The organism is Sphingomonas sp. FARSPH, from assembly GCF_003355005.1.
Lineage (GTDB): Bacteria > Pseudomonadota > Alphaproteobacteria > Sphingomonadales > Sphingomonadaceae > Sphingomonas.
This window is the reverse complement of record NZ_CP029985.1, coordinates 2,350,968-2,365,462: the sequence shown is the minus strand read 5'-3', so window position 1 is coordinate 2,365,462 and position 14,495 is coordinate 2,350,968. Positions and strand designations below refer to the sequence as shown.

10 protein-coding genes are annotated in these 14,495 nt (G+C 68.0%); 9 read left to right on the top strand and 1 reads right to left on the bottom strand.

The features are described 5' to 3' along the window. Window positions 1-3 precede the first annotated feature (3 nt). On the top strand, window positions 4-747 hold the full coding sequence (gene rlmB, locus DM480_RS11290; protein WP_115379089.1) for a 23S rRNA (guanosine(2251)-2'-O)-methyltransferase RlmB: 744 nt from the start codon (window positions 4-6) through the stop codon (window positions 745-747). 49 nt (window positions 748-796) lie between these two features. Here the strand turns inward: rlmB and DM480_RS11285 are convergent, their stop codons facing one another. Beyond that, on the bottom strand, window positions 797-1,114 hold the full coding sequence (locus tag DM480_RS11285; RefSeq protein ID WP_115379087.1) for a 2Fe-2S iron-sulfur cluster-binding protein: 318 nt from the start codon (window positions 1,112-1,114) through the stop codon (window positions 797-799). Window positions 1,115-1,171: 57 nt separating this feature from the next. On the opposite strand from DM480_RS11285, the gene DM480_RS11280 reads away from it, so the two are divergent. From DM480_RS11280 to DM480_RS11245, 8 genes are all read left to right on the top strand, one after another. After that, window positions 1,172-1,804, top strand: coding sequence for a DNA-3-methyladenine glycosylase family protein (locus DM480_RS11280; protein ID WP_115379085.1), 633 nt, complete (start codon window positions 1,172-1,174; stop codon window positions 1,802-1,804). A 322-nt stretch (window positions 1,805-2,126) separates the two neighbouring features. Next, window positions 2,127-3,374, top strand: a complete 1,248-nt coding sequence (locus DM480_RS11275; protein WP_443026395.1) for an Nramp family divalent metal transporter — start codon at window positions 2,127-2,129, stop codon at window positions 3,372-3,374. A gap of 115 nt (window positions 3,375-3,489) precedes the next feature. Further along, window positions 3,490-5,904: a glycogen/starch/alpha-glucan phosphorylase gene (locus tag DM480_RS11270; RefSeq protein WP_115381217.1), complete on the top strand. Its 2,415-nt coding sequence runs from the start codon at window positions 3,490-3,492 to the stop codon at window positions 5,902-5,904. After that, window positions 5,901-8,066, top strand: coding sequence for a 1,4-alpha-glucan branching protein GlgB (gene glgB / locus DM480_RS11265; RefSeq protein ID WP_115379083.1), 2,166 nt, complete (start codon window positions 5,901-5,903; stop codon window positions 8,064-8,066). The genes DM480_RS11270 and glgB overlap by 4 nt, the downstream gene beginning before the upstream one ends. Window positions 8,067-8,098: 32 nt before the next feature. Continuing rightward, window positions 8,099-9,361, top strand: coding sequence for a glucose-1-phosphate adenylyltransferase (gene glgC / locus DM480_RS11260; RefSeq protein WP_115379081.1), 1,263 nt, complete (start codon window positions 8,099-8,101; stop codon window positions 9,359-9,361). A gap of 133 nt (window positions 9,362-9,494) precedes the next feature. After that, the gene (gene glgA / locus DM480_RS11255; RefSeq protein ID WP_115379079.1) at window positions 9,495-10,898 is read left to right on the top strand and encodes a glycogen synthase GlgA; all 1,404 of its coding nucleotides are present in this window, start codon (window positions 9,495-9,497) and stop codon (window positions 10,896-10,898) included. Then, window positions 10,895-12,514 carry an alpha-D-glucose phosphate-specific phosphoglucomutase gene (locus DM480_RS11250; RefSeq protein WP_115379077.1) on the top strand — a complete coding sequence of 540 codons (1,620 nt, stop codon included), beginning with the start codon at window positions 10,895-10,897 and terminating at the stop codon, window positions 12,512-12,514. The genes glgA and DM480_RS11250 overlap by 4 nt, the downstream gene beginning before the upstream one ends. Window positions 12,515-12,637: 123 nt before the next feature. Continuing rightward, window positions 12,638-14,377, top strand: coding sequence for a glycogen debranching protein (locus DM480_RS11245; RefSeq protein ID WP_115379075.1), 1,740 nt, complete (start codon window positions 12,638-12,640; stop codon window positions 14,375-14,377). Window positions 14,378-14,495 lie beyond the last annotated feature (118 nt).

The following is a 14,495-nucleotide window of genomic DNA, read 5'->3' as shown; positions in this document are numbered from 1 at the left end:
CTGATGTCGCGCCGTGGCCATCGCCCGTCGACGGGCACCGCCAACCGCCCGCGCTTCTGGGGCCGCCACGCGGTGACCGCCGCGCTCGCCAACCCCGATCGCGTCGTGCGCAAGCTGTGGGGCACGCGCGAGGCGCTGGCGGCGCTCGACCTGCCGCCGGTGCTGCCCGTCACCTATGCGGACGTCGCCGACCTCGGCCGCCTCGTCCCCGCCGACGCGCCGCATCAGGGGCTGGTCGCGGAGGTCGAGCCGCTGGAGGACATGTGGCTGGGCGACCTGCTGATCGCGGGGCAGGACGACCGGCGCCCGCTCGTCGTGCTCGACCAGGTCACCGATCCGCACAATGTCGGCGCGATCCTGCGCTCCGCCGCGGCGTTCGATGCGCTCGGCATCGTCACGCAGGACCGGCACGCGCCGCCCGAAAGCGGCACGGTCGCACGCTCGGCGTCAGGCGCGCTGGAGACGGTGCCCTGGGTGCGCGTCGTCAATCTCGCCCGTGCGCTGGAGGAGATTGCGGAGGCCGGCTTCTGGCGGATCGGGCTGACCGGACACGCCAGCCAGACGCTGGCGCAGGCGATGGGCGACCAGCGCATCTGCATCGTGCTCGGCGCGGAAGGCGAAGGCATGCGCCAGAATACCGAGGCGCATTGCGACGAACTCGCCAAGCTGCCGATCAGCCACAAGGTGGAGAGCCTCAACGTCTCCAACGCCGCCGCGATCGCGCTCTACGCGGTGGCGGCGCGGTAATCGTTCCGGAAAACCCCTCCCCTTCAGGGGGAGGGGCCTTCACGCTCGCTCAGTCGTCCGCGCCGATCGTCACGCGCATCCCGTCCAGCGCCGGGCCGAACGGCAGCTGGCACGACAGGCGGCTCGTCGCGTCGCGATCATCGACCGAATCGAGCAGGTCGTTCTCGTCCTCGCCCATCGGCGGCAGCTTGTCGGCGAACGCCGGGTCGACATGGACGTGGCACGTCGCGCACGAACAGCAGCCACCGCACAGCGCCAGGATTTCGTCGATCCCGCCGTCGCGGATCACCTCCATCACCGACAAGCCGGCTTCGCCGTTGATTTCGCGTTCTTCCCCCGCGCGCGTGACGACGATAAGCTTGGCCATGATCTTCTCCAGAAACGTGACCCGCGCCCTAGCCGCGGCCGCCACCCCGGATCAAGCATGGGGCTGAGCGAGGAACAGCTGCGCGCCGATCTCGACGCGCTCGCGGCGCGCGAACCCGCCTTCGCCGCCGGGCTGGCGCGGGTCGGCTACCCCGCGCCACGCATCCGTGCGCGCGGGTACGACACGTTGCTGCGCACGATCATCGGCCAGCAGGTCAGCGTCCAGTCGGCGAACGCGGTCTATCGCAAGCTGGAGACGCTGGTCGGCAACCCCAGCGACCCGCACACGATCCTGGCGGCCAGCGACGAGACGCTGCGCGCGGCGGGCCTGTCGCGGCAGAAGGCGTCCTACGCGCGCAGCCTCGCCGAAGAGGTGACGAGCGGGCGGCTCGACCTCGACAATCTGCCCGCCGACGACGAAGAAGCGATCGCGCAGCTCGTCCGCGTCAAGGGCATCGGCCGCTGGTCGGCGGAAATCTACCTGCTGTTCGCCGAGGGGCGCACCGACATCTGGCCCGCCGGCGACCTCGCCGTCCAGATCGAGGTCGGCCGCCTGCTCGGCCACGACGCACGCCCCTCCGAGAAAATGGTGCGCGCACTCGCCGAATCCTGGCGCCCGCACCGCGGCGCACTCGCCATCTTCACGTGGCACCATTACGGCGCCGGCCCCGACGACAAGGCGCCGGTCTGAGGCGCGCCATATGACGAGTCTTGACAAAATTGACACCAAAACGCGCAATGTCCGAACCAAAAAAGGTTCGATCGTTGCTTGAACATTGGCTTCCATGAGAAATAGCTGTTCGGCCCAATATAGGTAGCTCTTCGCCGACGTGTAGGTCAGGCGCACGAGCCTTGACCGGAAATGCGCCCCGCCGCACACGGTGTTCGGGTTTCGGTTCCCGGCTTTCCGAAAAAACATTCTCTTTGCCCATGCGGCGCGCATCGGCCACATCTTCGGGTCGATGCCCCCTACCTCTTCCCCGTCCCTGATCGGCAGCCATCGCAGCGTCGCATTGCCTGTCGGCGGAAAACCCGGCCGGCGGCTCGCCGCGTTCCTTGGGCCGGGATTTCTCGTCGCGGTCGGCTATATGGACCCGGGCAACTGGGCGACCGACATCGCGGGCGGATCGGCGTTCGGCTACACCTTGCTGTCGGTCGTACTCTTGTCGAACCTGATGGCGATCGTGCTGCAGGCGCTGTCGGCGCGGCTCGGGATCGCCGCGGGGCTCGACCTCGCGCAGGCGTGCCGTGCGCACTATCGCCGTCCGGTGGCGATCGCGCTGTGGGCGCTGGCGGAGGTAGCGATCGTCGCCTGCGACCTTGCCGAGGTGCTGGGCACCGCGATCGCGCTGAAGCTTCTGTTCGACATCCCGCTCGTCTGGGGCGTGCTGGTCACCGCGTTCGACGTGTTCCTGATCCTCGCGCTGCAACGTTATGGATTCCGCAAGATCGAGGCGTTCATCGTCGCGCTGCTGCTGATCATCGCGGGCTGTTTCGCGTTCGAGCTGTTCCACGCGAAGCCCGACCTTGGCGGCGTGCTCGCCGGGCTGGTGCCGACGCCGGGCATCGTCACCGATCCGGCCAAACTGTATCTCGCGATCGGCATCCTCGGCGCGACGGTGATGCCGCACAACCTCTACCTCCATTCCTCGATCGTACAGACGCGCGCCTTCGCCCATGACGAGGCGGGCAAGAGCGAGGCGGTGCGACTGGCGACGATCGACAGCACGCTGGCGCTCGGGCTTGCCTTCTTCATCAACGCGGCGATCCTGATCCTCGCCGCCGCCGTCTTCCACGCATCGGGCAGGACGGGCGTCGCCGACATCGACGAGGCGTATCACCTGCTCGCGCCGACGATGGGCGTCGGGGCGGCGAGCATCGTGTTCGGCGTCGCCCTGCTCGCGTCAGGGCAGAATTCCACCGTCACCGGCACGCTCGCCGGGCAGATCGTGATGGAGGGATTCCTCGACATCCGCCTGCCCGTCTGGCTGCGCCGGCTGGTGACGCGGCTGCTCGCGATCGTCCCGGCGGTGATCGTCGTCGGCGCGATGGGCGACGGCGGTGCGACGCGGCTGCTCGTGCTGAGCCAGGTGATCCTCAGCCTGCAGTTGCCCTTTGCGGTGGTGCCATTGGTCATCTTCACCGGGCGGCGCGCGATCATGGGCCATTTCGTCAGCCCGCTATGGCTGCGCACGCTCGCCTGGGTGATCGCCGCGATCATCATCGGGCTCAACGCCACCTTGTTATGGGGCATGATGTGAGCGCCACGCGCGCTTTTGCGGTGACAGACGTCATATTCGCGCCTTTAGTATACGCCGACACCACCAACAGCATGGGTATGTCGTGACCGATCGCTCCTCGCCCACCGCCGCCCCCATCGATACCGACGCAGAAACCCGCGCGCTCGCCTCTGCGATCGTCGACACGCTGGTCCACCGGATCGGCAAGGACGCGCAGGCGGCGCGACCGCACGACTGGCTGGCGGCGACGATCCTGACGCTGCGCAATGAGATCATCGAACGCTGGATGGAATCGACCAAGGCGGCGCACGCCGCGGGGGCGAAGCGCGTCTATTACCTCAGCCTCGAATTCCTGATCGGGCGGCTGCTGCGCGACGCCTTGTCGAACCTGCGCCATACGGCGGAAGTCGGCGCGGCGCTCGCCTCGCTGGGCGTCGACCTGGCGACGATCGAGGAGATCGAACCCGACGCCGCGCTCGGCAACGGTGGCCTTGGCCGGCTGGCGGCGTGTTTCATGGAGAGCCTCGCCAGCCTCGACCTGCCCGCCTATGGCTATGGCATCCGCTACGTGAACGGCATGTTCCGCCAGCGGATCGACGACGGCTGGCAGGTCGAACTGCCCGAGACGTGGCTGGCGCATGGCAATCCGTGGGAGTTCGAGCGGCGCGAGAGCGCCTATTTCGTCGGCTTCGGTGGCGAGGTGACGACCAAGGCGAGCGGCCTGACGCACTGGAACCCGGCCGAGGCGGTGCAGGCGGTCGCCTATGACACGCCGATGGTCGGCTGGCGCGGCAAACGCGTCAACACGCTCAGGCTGTGGCGTGCGCGCGCGTTCGATCCCATCCGCCTCGACCAGTTCAACGCGGGCGATTTCCAGGGCGCGCTCGCCGGAGAGTTGCGCGCCGAGACGCTGACCCGCGTCCTCTATCCCAACGATTCGACGCCGGCGGGGCAGGAATTGCGCCTGCGTCAGGAATATTTCTTCAGCTCCGCGTCGATCCAGGACATCGTGCGCCGCCACGTCCAGTATTTCGGCGATATCCGCACATTGCCGGACAAGGCGGCGATCCAGCTCAACGACACGCACCCGGCGGTGTCCGTCGCCGAGCTGATGCGGCTGCTGGTCGATTTCCACGACATCGCCTTCGACGAAGCGTGGGACATCACGCGCGCGACCTTCGGCTACACCAACCACACTTTGCTGCCCGAGGCGCTGGAAAGCTGGCCGCTGCCGCTGTTCGAGCGGCTGCTGCCGCGGCACATGCAGATCGTCTACCAGATCAACGCCAAGCTGCTGCGCGACGCGCGCAAGGTCGCCGGCGTCGACGATGCCGCGATCGCGGCGATCAGCCTGATCGACGAGGGCGGCGAGCGGCGCGTGCGCATGGCGAACCTGGCCTTCGCGGGCAGCCATTCGGTCAACGGCGTCGCGGCCCTGCATACCGAACTCATGAAGAAGACGGTGTTCGCCGACCTGCACCGGCTGTTCCCCGAGCGGATCAACAACAAGACCAACGGCATCACGCCGCGCCGCTGGCTGCTGGAATGCAATCCCGATCTGACCGCGCTGATCGCCGAGGCGATCGGCGGCGATTTCCGCGACGACGCGCAGAAACTGACCGCGCTCGCGCCGTTTGCCGACGACATGACCTTCCGGGAGCGCTTTGCCGCGGTGAAGCGTTCGAACAAGGTAATGCTGTCGAATTACCTGAAGGAAACCATCGGCTTGCGGACCAATCCGGACGCGATCTTCGACGTCCAGATCAAGCGGATCCATGAATACAAGCGTCAGTTGCTCAACCTGATCGAGACGGTCGCGCTGTACGACCAGATCAGGAGCCACCCGGAACGCGACTGGACGCCGCGGGTAAAGCTGTTCGCGGGCAAGGCGGCGTCGAGCTATCACAATGCCAAACTGGTCATCAAACTGGCCAACGACATCGCCAAGCGGATCAACGCCGATCCCGCTGTCGGCGACCTGCTGAAGGTCGCGTTCGTCCCCAATTACAACGTTTCGCTGGCCGAGCGTATGATCCCGGCCGCCGATCTGTCGGAACAGATCAGCACCGCGGGGATGGAGGCGTCGGGCACGGGCAACATGAAGTTCGCGCTCAACGGCGCGCTGACGATCGGCACGCTCGACGGCGCGAACATCGAGATCATGGAGCATGTCGGCGACAACAACATCTTCATCTTCGGCCTGACCGCGGACGAGGTCGCCGACAAGCGCGCTGCAGGCTACACCCCGCGCGACGTGATCGAGGGGTCGCGCGAGCTGGCACAGGCGGTCAGCGCGATCGCGTCGGGCGTCTTCTCCCCGGACGATCCCGACCGATACAAGGGGTTGATGGGCGGGTTGTACGACCACGACTGGTTCATGGTCGCGGCCGATTTCGACGCCTATACCGCCGCGCAGCGCAGCGTCGATGCACGGTGGAGCGATCCGGCCGCCTGGGGCCGCTCTGCGATTCTCAACGTCGCCAACATGGGCTGGTTCTCGTCCGACCGCACGATCGGCGAATATGCGAAGCAGATCTGGGGCGTGATGTGACGCCGTCGCGCGCCGCGATCGATGCCCTGGTGGAGGGTCGGCACGACGATCCCTTCGCCCTGCTCGGCGTCTTCGCCGCGCCGAAGGGCAGTTTCGCGCGCGCGCTCGTACCCGGCGCGGAGACGGTGGAGGCACACGACCTTGCCGGCGCGTCGCTCGGCCCGCTGGCCCGCATCGACGGGCGCGGCCTGTTCGAGGGGGTGCTGCCCGGCGATCCGCAGCCGCTGAAGTACAAGGCGCAAGGGTTCGGCGCCGAATGGTGGCTGACCGACCCGTACAGCTTCGGCCCGGTGCTGGGCCCGACCGACGATTATCTGATGGCGGAAGGCACGCACCTTCGCCTGTGGGACAAGGTGGGCGCGCACTGGATCGAGCATGAGGGCGCGCACGGCACGCATTTCGCGGTCTGGGCGCCCAATGCGCGGCGCGTGTCGGTCGTCGGCGACTTCAACGACTGGAACGGTGCGCGCCACGTCATGCGCCGCCGCGGCGCGGTGGGGGTGTGGGAGATATTCCTGCCCGACATCGGACCGGGCCGCGCGTACAAGTTCGAGATCGTCGGGCCGGACGGCGCGGTGCAGCCGCTGAAGGCGGACCCCTTCGCCTTCGCCGCCGAACTGCGCCCGAAGACCGCGTCCGTCACCACCGCGCCGCCAGCGCACGTCTGGCACGATGCGGCGCACCGCGATGCCTGGGCAAAGGTCGACCCGCGCCGCGTGCCGATCAGCATCTACGAAGTACATGCCGGATCATGGGACCGCGACGAACATGGCTGGTATCTGAGCTGGGACGCGCTTGCCGACCGGCTCATCCCCTATGTCGTCGACCTGGGCTTCACGCACATCGAGTTCATGCCGGTCAGCGAGCATCCCTATGACCCGTCGTGGGGGTATCAGACGACCGGGCTCTATGCGCCGTCCGCGCGCTTCGGCGATCACGAAGGGTTCGCGCGCTTCGTCGACGGCGCGCATCAGGCGGGCATTGGCGTCATCCTCGACTGGGTGCCCGCGCATTTCCCGACCGATGCGCACGGCCTTGCCCATTTCGACGGCACCGCGCTGTACGAGCACGAGGACCCGCGGCTCGGCTTTCACCCCGACTGGAATACCGCGATCTATAATTTCGGGCGGCGCGAGGTAGAGTCGTTCCTGGTCAACAACGCGCTGTTCTGGGCGGAGCGCTATCACGTCGACGGGCTGCGCGTCGATGCGGTCGCCTCGATGCTGTACCGCGACTACAGCCGCGAGCCGGGCGAATGGATTCCCAATGCCGAGGGCGGGCGCGAGAATTGGGAGGCGGTCGACTTCCTGCGCGCGATGAACCGCGCGGTCTATCGAGAGCACCCGGGCATCTTCACCGTCGCCGAGGAATCGACCAGCTGGCCGGGCGTCTCCGCGCCTGCGCTCAACGAAGCCAGCCGCAGCAACCTGGGCTTCGGGTTCAAGTGGAACATGGGGTGGATGCACGACACGCTCCAGTATTTCGCGAGGCTGCCCATCCATCGGCGTCATCACCACGGCGAGATCAACTTCGGGCTGGTCTACGCGTTCAGCGAAAACTTCGTCCTGCCGCTCAGCCATGACGAGGTCGTCCACGGCAAGGGCACGTTGCTGGAAAAGATGCCGGGCGACGACTGGCAGAAGTTCGCCAACCTGCGCAGCCTCTATGCGTTCATGTGGGGCTATCCGGGCAAGAAGCTGCTGTTCATGGGACAGGAGTTCGCGCAGCGGCGCGAGTGGAGCGAGGATCGCGCGCTCGACTGGTCCTTGCGCGGCGCGCATTCGCACGAGGGCGTGCGCAACCTGGTGCGCGACCTCAACCGCGTCTATCGCGACACGCCGGCGCTCTACGCCCGCGATTGCGAGGGCGACGGGTTCGCATGGCTGATCGCCGACGATGCCGCCAATTCCGTCTTCGCCTGGCTGCGCAAGGCGCCGGGCGAACGGCCGGTCGCGGTCATCGCCAACCTGACCCCCGTCGCGCGCGCGCCGTATCGTGTGCCTTTGCCGTATGACGGGCGCTGGCGCGAGATCATCAATTCCGATGCGCACGAATATTGGGGCTCGGGCCTTGGCAACATGGGCGGCGTCGATGCGAAGGACGGCGCGGCCTGGGTCACGCTGCCGCCGCTCGCCACGGTGATGCTGCAATTCGAAAGCTGAACGATAATGATAGCAATGATGGAGAGGGGCCGATGGTAGACCGGGTAGGACGCCACCCGCTGTCGCGCGACGCGATGGCTTACGTACTCGCCGGCGGACGCGGCAGCCGGCTGATGGAGCTGACCGATACGCGCGCCAAGCCCGCGGTCTATTTCGGCGGCAAGAGCCGGATCATCGATTTCGCACTGTCGAACGCGATCAACTCCGGCATCCGCCGCATCGGTGTCGCGACGCAATACAAGGCGCATTCGCTGATCCGCCATCTGCAGCGCGGCTGGAACTTCCTGCGCGACGAACGCAACGAAAGCTTCGACATCCTGCCCGCCAGCCAGCGCGTGTCGGAATTCCAGTGGTACGAAGGCACCGCCGATGCGGTGTTCCAGAACATCGACATCATCGAAAGCTACGACCCGGAGTTCATGGTCATCCTGGCCGGGGATCACATCTACAAAATGGACTATGAGATCATGCTCCAGCAGCATGTCGACAGTGGCGCCGACGTCACCGTCGCGTGCATGGAGGTGCCGCGCCTGGAGGCGCGCGCGTTCGGCGTGATGCACGTCGACGAGAGCGACCGGATCATCGATTTCGTCGAGAAGCCGGCCGATCCGCCCTCGATCCCCGGCCAGCCCGACATCGCGCTCGCCAGCCTCGGCATCTACGTCTTCGCGACCAAATTCCTGTTCGAGGAGCTGCGCCGCGACGCCGATACGCCCGGCTCGGCCCGCGATTTCGGCAAGGACATCATCCCCTACCTCGTCCAGCACGGCAAGGCGCAGGCGCATCGCTTTTCCGCCAGCTGCGTGCGGTCGAGCGAGGAACCGGCGGCCTATTGGCGCGACGTCGGCACGGTCGATGCCTATTGGGAAGCGAACATCGACCTGACCGACGTCATCCCGCAGCTCGACCTGTACGACAAGGAATGGCCCTTGTGGACCTATTCCGAGATCACCCCGCCGGCGAAGTTCGTCCACGATCTCGACGGACGACGCGGGTGCGCGGTGTCGAGCCTGGTGTCGGGCAATTGCATCGTATCGGGATCGCAGATCCACCGCAGCCTGCTGTCCACGGGGGTCCGCGCGCACAGCTATTCTTCGCTCGATGAGGCGGTGGTGCTGCCCTATTGCCATATCGGCCGCGGCGCGCGGCTGAAGAAGGTCGTGCTCGACCGCGGCGTGGTGATCCCCGACAACCTCGTCGTCGGCGAGGACCCGGTAATCGACGGCCAGCGCTTCCGCCGCACCGACAAGGGCGTGTGCCTCATCACCCAGCCGATGATCGACCGGCTGTCGTGATGCCTATCCTCCCCTGCAAGGGGAAGGGGACCATGCGCAGCGTGGTGGAGTGGGCTCTCCACCGGCGTTGCGCGACGTGGAGTCCCCCCTCCGTCAGCGCTGCGCGCTGCCACCTCCCCGTGCCGGGGAGGATATGATGCGCGTGCTCTCCGTCGCGGCGGAGGCGTTTCCGCTGGTCAAGACCGGCGGGCTCGCCGATGTGGTGGGCGCCCTGCCCGCCGCGCTCGCCCCGCATGGCGTCGAGACGACGACGATGATCCCCGGCTATCCCGTCGTCGGTGCGTCGATGAAGGGCGCGAAGGTGGTGCGCCGCTGGGCGGGCCTGATGGACACGCCCGCGCGGCTGCTGTCGGGGACGATCGAGGGGCATCCGTTGCTGGTGCTCGACGCGCCCGCGCTGTTCAACCGCAAAGGCGGACTGTACGGCCAGGCCGACGACTGGCGGCGCTTCGCCGCGCTCGCCCGCGCCGCGGCGGACGTCGCGATCGACGACGGTTACGCCGTCCTCCACGCGCACGACTGGCAGGCCGCGCTCGCGCCCGCCTACCTCCGCTACGACGGTGCATCGGTGCGCAGCGTGACGACGGTGCACAACATCGCCTTTCAGGGCCAGTTCGGCGCCGATGTCTTCCCCGCGCTCGGCCTGCCCGACACCGCCTGGCGCATCGACGGCGTCGAATATTATGGCGGCGTGGGATTTCTGAAGGCAGGCCTCGCCGCGGCGGACGCGATCACCACGGTCAGCCCGACCTATGCCGCCGAAATCCGCGAGAACCGGTTCGGCATGGGGCTGGAGGGGCTGATCGCGGCGCGGCATGCGCGCGTTCACGGCATCGTCAACGGCATCGATCCCGCGGTGTGGAACCCGGAAACCGACGCCGCCCTGCCGCAGCGCTACACCGCGCGCGCGCTCGGCCGCCGCCGCGTCAACAAGCGCGCGATCGAAAGGACGTTCGGGCTGGAGGCGGGGGACGGACCGCTGTTCACCGTCATCAGCCGGCTGACCTGGCAGAAGGGGATGGACGTGCTGGCTCAGCGCCTCGACGATCTCGTCGCGCAGGGCGGGCGGCTGGCGCTGCTCGGCTCGGGCGACGCGCCGCTCGAAAGCGCATTCCTTGCCGCCGCCGCGCGACATCCGGGGCGGATCGGGGTCCGGATCGGGTATGACGAGCCGCTGTCGCACCTGTTGCAGGGCGGCGCGGACGCGATCCTGATCCCGTCGCGCTTCGAACCATGCGGGCTGACGCAGCTCTACGGGCTCGCTTATGGCTGCGTGCCCGTCGTCGCGCGCACCGGCGGGCTCGCCGACACGGTGATCGACGCCAACGAGGCGGCGATCGCCGCGGGCGTCGCCACCGGCTTCCAGCATGGCGAGGTCAGCGACAACAGCCTCGCCCATGCGATTTCACGGACGATCCGGGCCTATTCACGGCCCGATCTGTGGTGCACCATCCAGCGCAACGGCATGCGCGCCGACTTCTCGTGGACCGAGAGCGGACGCCGCTACGCCGACCTCTACAAGAGCCTTTTCGCATGACCCGCACCGTTTCGACCACGCCCTACCCCGACCAGAAGCCGGGCACGTCCGGCCTGCGCAAGAAGGTCACCGTCTTCCAGCAGCCGAACTATGCCGAGAATTTCGTGCAGGCGGTGTTCGACGTCATCGACGGCAAGGCCGCCGCGACACTGGTGATCGGCGGCGACGGCCGTTACCTGAACCGCGAGGTGATCCAGAAGGCGATCCGCATCGCCGCAGCCAACGGCTTCGGCCGGATCCTCGTCGGCCGGGGCGGCCTGCTGTCGACCCCGGCGGCGAGCAACATGATCCGCATCCGCAAGGCGCTGGGCGGCCTCGTCCTGTCGGCGAGCCACAATCCCGGCGGCCCGACCGAGGATTTCGGCATCAAGTACAATATCGCCAACGGCGGCCCCGCGCCGGAGGGCGTCACCGATGCGATCTTCGCGCGGACGAAGACGATCGACCGCTGGCTGACGATCGATGCCGACGACATTGATCTCGACACGCTCGGCGAGACGCGGATGGGCGATATGGTGGTCGAGGTCGTCGACCCCGTCGCGGATTATGCCGCGCTGATGGAGCAGTTGTTCGACTTCGCCGCGATCCGCGCCGCCGGGCTGACGATGGCGTTCGACGCGATGAGCGCGGTCACCGGCCCCTATGCGACCGAGATACTGGAGCGGCGCCTGGGCTTCGCGCCGGGCACCGTACGCAACGGCATTCCGCTGGAGGATTTCGGCGGCCATCATCCCGACCCCAATCTGGTCCATGCCAAGGACCTGTACGATCTGATGATGTCGCCCGACGCGCCCGATTTCGGCGCGGCATCCGACGGCGACGGCGACCGCAACCTCATCATCGGCCGCGGCCGGTTCGTGACGCCGTCGGACAGCCTCGCGATGCTGGCCGCCAATGCGCATTGCGCGCCGGGCTATGCGGCTGGATTGAAGGGCATAGCCCGGTCGATGCCGACCAGCGCGGCGGCAGACCGGGTGGCGGAAAGGCTGGGCATTCCCGCCTTCGAGACGCCGACGGGGTGGAAGTTCTTCGGCAACCTGCTCGACGCCGGCATGGCGACGATCTGCGGCGAGGAAAGTGCCGGCACCGGCAGCGACCACGTCCGCGAGAAGGACGGGCTGTGGGCGGTGCTGCTGTGGCTCAACATCCTCGTCGCGACGGGCAAGTCGGTGGACGCGCTCGCGCGCGATCACTGGGCGACATACGGCCGCAATTATTACGCGCGCCACGATTACGAGGGCGTCGACAGCGCGCGGGCGGATGCGCTGATGGCGGAACTGCGCGGGGCGCTCGCCGATCTGCCGGGCAAGGCGGTGGGGCCGCTGACGATCGCCGCCGCGGACGATTTCGCCTATGAGGACCCGACCGACGGATCGTTCAGCCGCAACCAGGGCGTGCGCATCCTGTTCGACGGCGGCAGCCGCGTCGTCTTCCGCCTGTCAGGCACCGGCACGAGCGGAGCGACGTTGCGCGTCTACCTCGAACGCTACGAACCGGCGGACGGGCGCCTCGACGAGGATACCGGCGCGATGCTGGCGGATATCGTCGAGGCGGCGGATGCGATCGCGGGGATCACGCGCCATACCGGGCGGACGGCGCCCGATGTGGTGACTTAAGCCGATCCTTGATGTCAGGCACCACCCTCACCCTTCCCATCGCCAAGGCGATGGGCCCCTTCCCTCTCCCGCTGGGAGAGGGAGGGAGGCGCGGAGCGCCGGAAGCGTGAGGGCGACCTCGTCGTGATTGTTTTCGGTGCCGTTGGCGAGGACGACGCCACGCGCTTCACCGTCCGCGCGTGCGCGCCGGTTACGCTATGCCTGTTCGACGGCGACGCCGAGCGCCAGATCGCGATGGTATCCTGCGGCGACGGCATCTGGACCGCGACCATCGACGGGATCGGCCCCGGCCAGCGCTACGGCTATCGCTGCGCTACCGACCCTGCGAAGCTGCTGGTCGACCCCTATGCTGTCGAACTCGACCGGCCCTTCGCCTATGACCCGCGCCTTGGCCAGCCCGGCGCCGAGACGGGCGATCTCGTCCCGCGCGCGATCGTGCCGCCGCCATCGCCGCCGATCGGGCCGCTGCCCCCGCCCCTCTTCATCCCCGGCGGACTGATCTACGAGGTGAACGTCCGCGGCTTCACGATGCTGCACCCCGACGTGCCCGCCGCGCAGCGCGGGACGATCGCCGCGCTGGCGCACCCGGCGATCGTCGCGCACCTTCGGTCGCTCCGCGTCGCCGCGATCGAGCTGATGCCGATCGTCGCGTGGATCGACGAACGCCACCTGCCGCCGCTCGGCCTCACCAACGCCTGGGGCTATAACCCGGTCGTGCCGATGGCGCTCGATCCGCGGCTCGCCCCCGGCGGCGTGACCGAGTTGCGCGACACGGTCGCGGCGCTGCGCGCGGCGGGGATCGGCGTGATCCTCGACCTCGTCTTCAACCACACCGGCGAAAGCGACATGCATGGCCCGACGCTGTCGCTGCGCGGGTTGGACGAGCGGCTCTATTATGCGCACGCGCCCGACGGCACGCCGATCAACGACACCGGCACGGGCAATACGCTCGACTGTTCGCGTGCGCAGGTGCGGCGGCTGATCCTCGACAGCCTGCGCCACTTCGCCGCGATGGGCGTCGATGGCTTTCGCTTCGACCTCGCGACGGTGCTCGCGCGCGGCCCCGGCTTCGCCGCGGATGCGCCGATCTTCGCGGAGATCGCCGCCGACCCTTTACTGTCGACGCGCGTGATGATCGCCGAGCCTTGGGACATCGGCCTGGGCGGGTATCAGCTCGGCCACTTTCCCGCCGGCTGGCTGGAATGGAACGACCGGTTCCGCGACGACGTGCGCCGGTTCTGGCGCGGTGATGCCGATGCCGGCACGCTCGCGACGCGGATCGCCGGGTCGGACGACATCTTCGGCCAAGGCGGCACGCGCACCGTCAATTTCGTCGCGGCGCACGACGGCTTCACGCTCGCCGACACCGTCGCCTATGCGGAGCGCCACAACCATGCCAATGGCGAGGACAATCGCGATGGCCACGCCGACAACCACAGCTGGAACAACGGCGTCGAGGGGCCGAGCGACGATCCCGCGATCCGCACCGCGCGCGACGCCGATAAGCGCGCGTTGCTCGGCACGGTGTTCGCCTCGCGCGGCACGATCATGCTGACCGCGGGCGACGAATTCGGCCGTACGCAGCGGGGCAACAACAACGCCTATGCGCAGGACAATGCGATAGGCTGGGTCGACTGGACGGGGCGCGACCGCGCGCTGGAGGCACATGTCGTGACGCTCGCCGCGGCGCGGGCGGCGCGCGACCTGGGCGATCCGGCACCCTATGCCGATCCCCACTGGCACGACCTGAGCGGCGCGCCGATGACCGACGCGGCCTGGGCGCAGGCGGCGGGGTTCGCGCTCCACGCGCGTGGCGGCGTGATCCGGGTCGATCGCACCCGGCGCACCGTCGAGATTATCTGATCCTTTGTGCAACATGATCGCCAAGAGCCAGCGGCCTGCCACGATCGGTCGCTTCTGGGCGGGGACGCCAGCTATGCGTTGAGATCAAAATGGCACATGCGCCGCTTACGCGCCGTCA

Bases quoted from the DNA above. Each gene is read 5' to 3' on its own strand.
- rlmB (WP_115379089.1), top strand. From the start codon at position 4: ATGTCGCGCCGTGGCCATCGCCCGTCGACGGGCACCGCCAACCGCCCG.
- DM480_RS11280 (WP_115379085.1), top strand. From the start codon at position 1,172: ATGGGGCTGAGCGAGGAACAGCTGCGCGCCGATCTCGACGCGCTCGCG.
- DM480_RS11285 (WP_115379087.1), bottom strand. From the start codon at position 1,114: ATGGCCAAGCTTATCGTCGTCACGCGCGCGGGGGAAGAACGCGAAATC.
- DM480_RS11250 (WP_115379077.1), top strand. From the start codon at position 10,895: ATGACCCGCACCGTTTCGACCACGCCCTACCCCGACCAGAAGCCGGGC.
- glgC (WP_115379081.1), top strand. From the start codon at position 8,099: ATGGTAGACCGGGTAGGACGCCACCCGCTGTCGCGCGACGCGATGGCT.
- glgA (WP_115379079.1), top strand. From the start codon at position 9,495: ATGATGCGCGTGCTCTCCGTCGCGGCGGAGGCGTTTCCGCTGGTCAAG.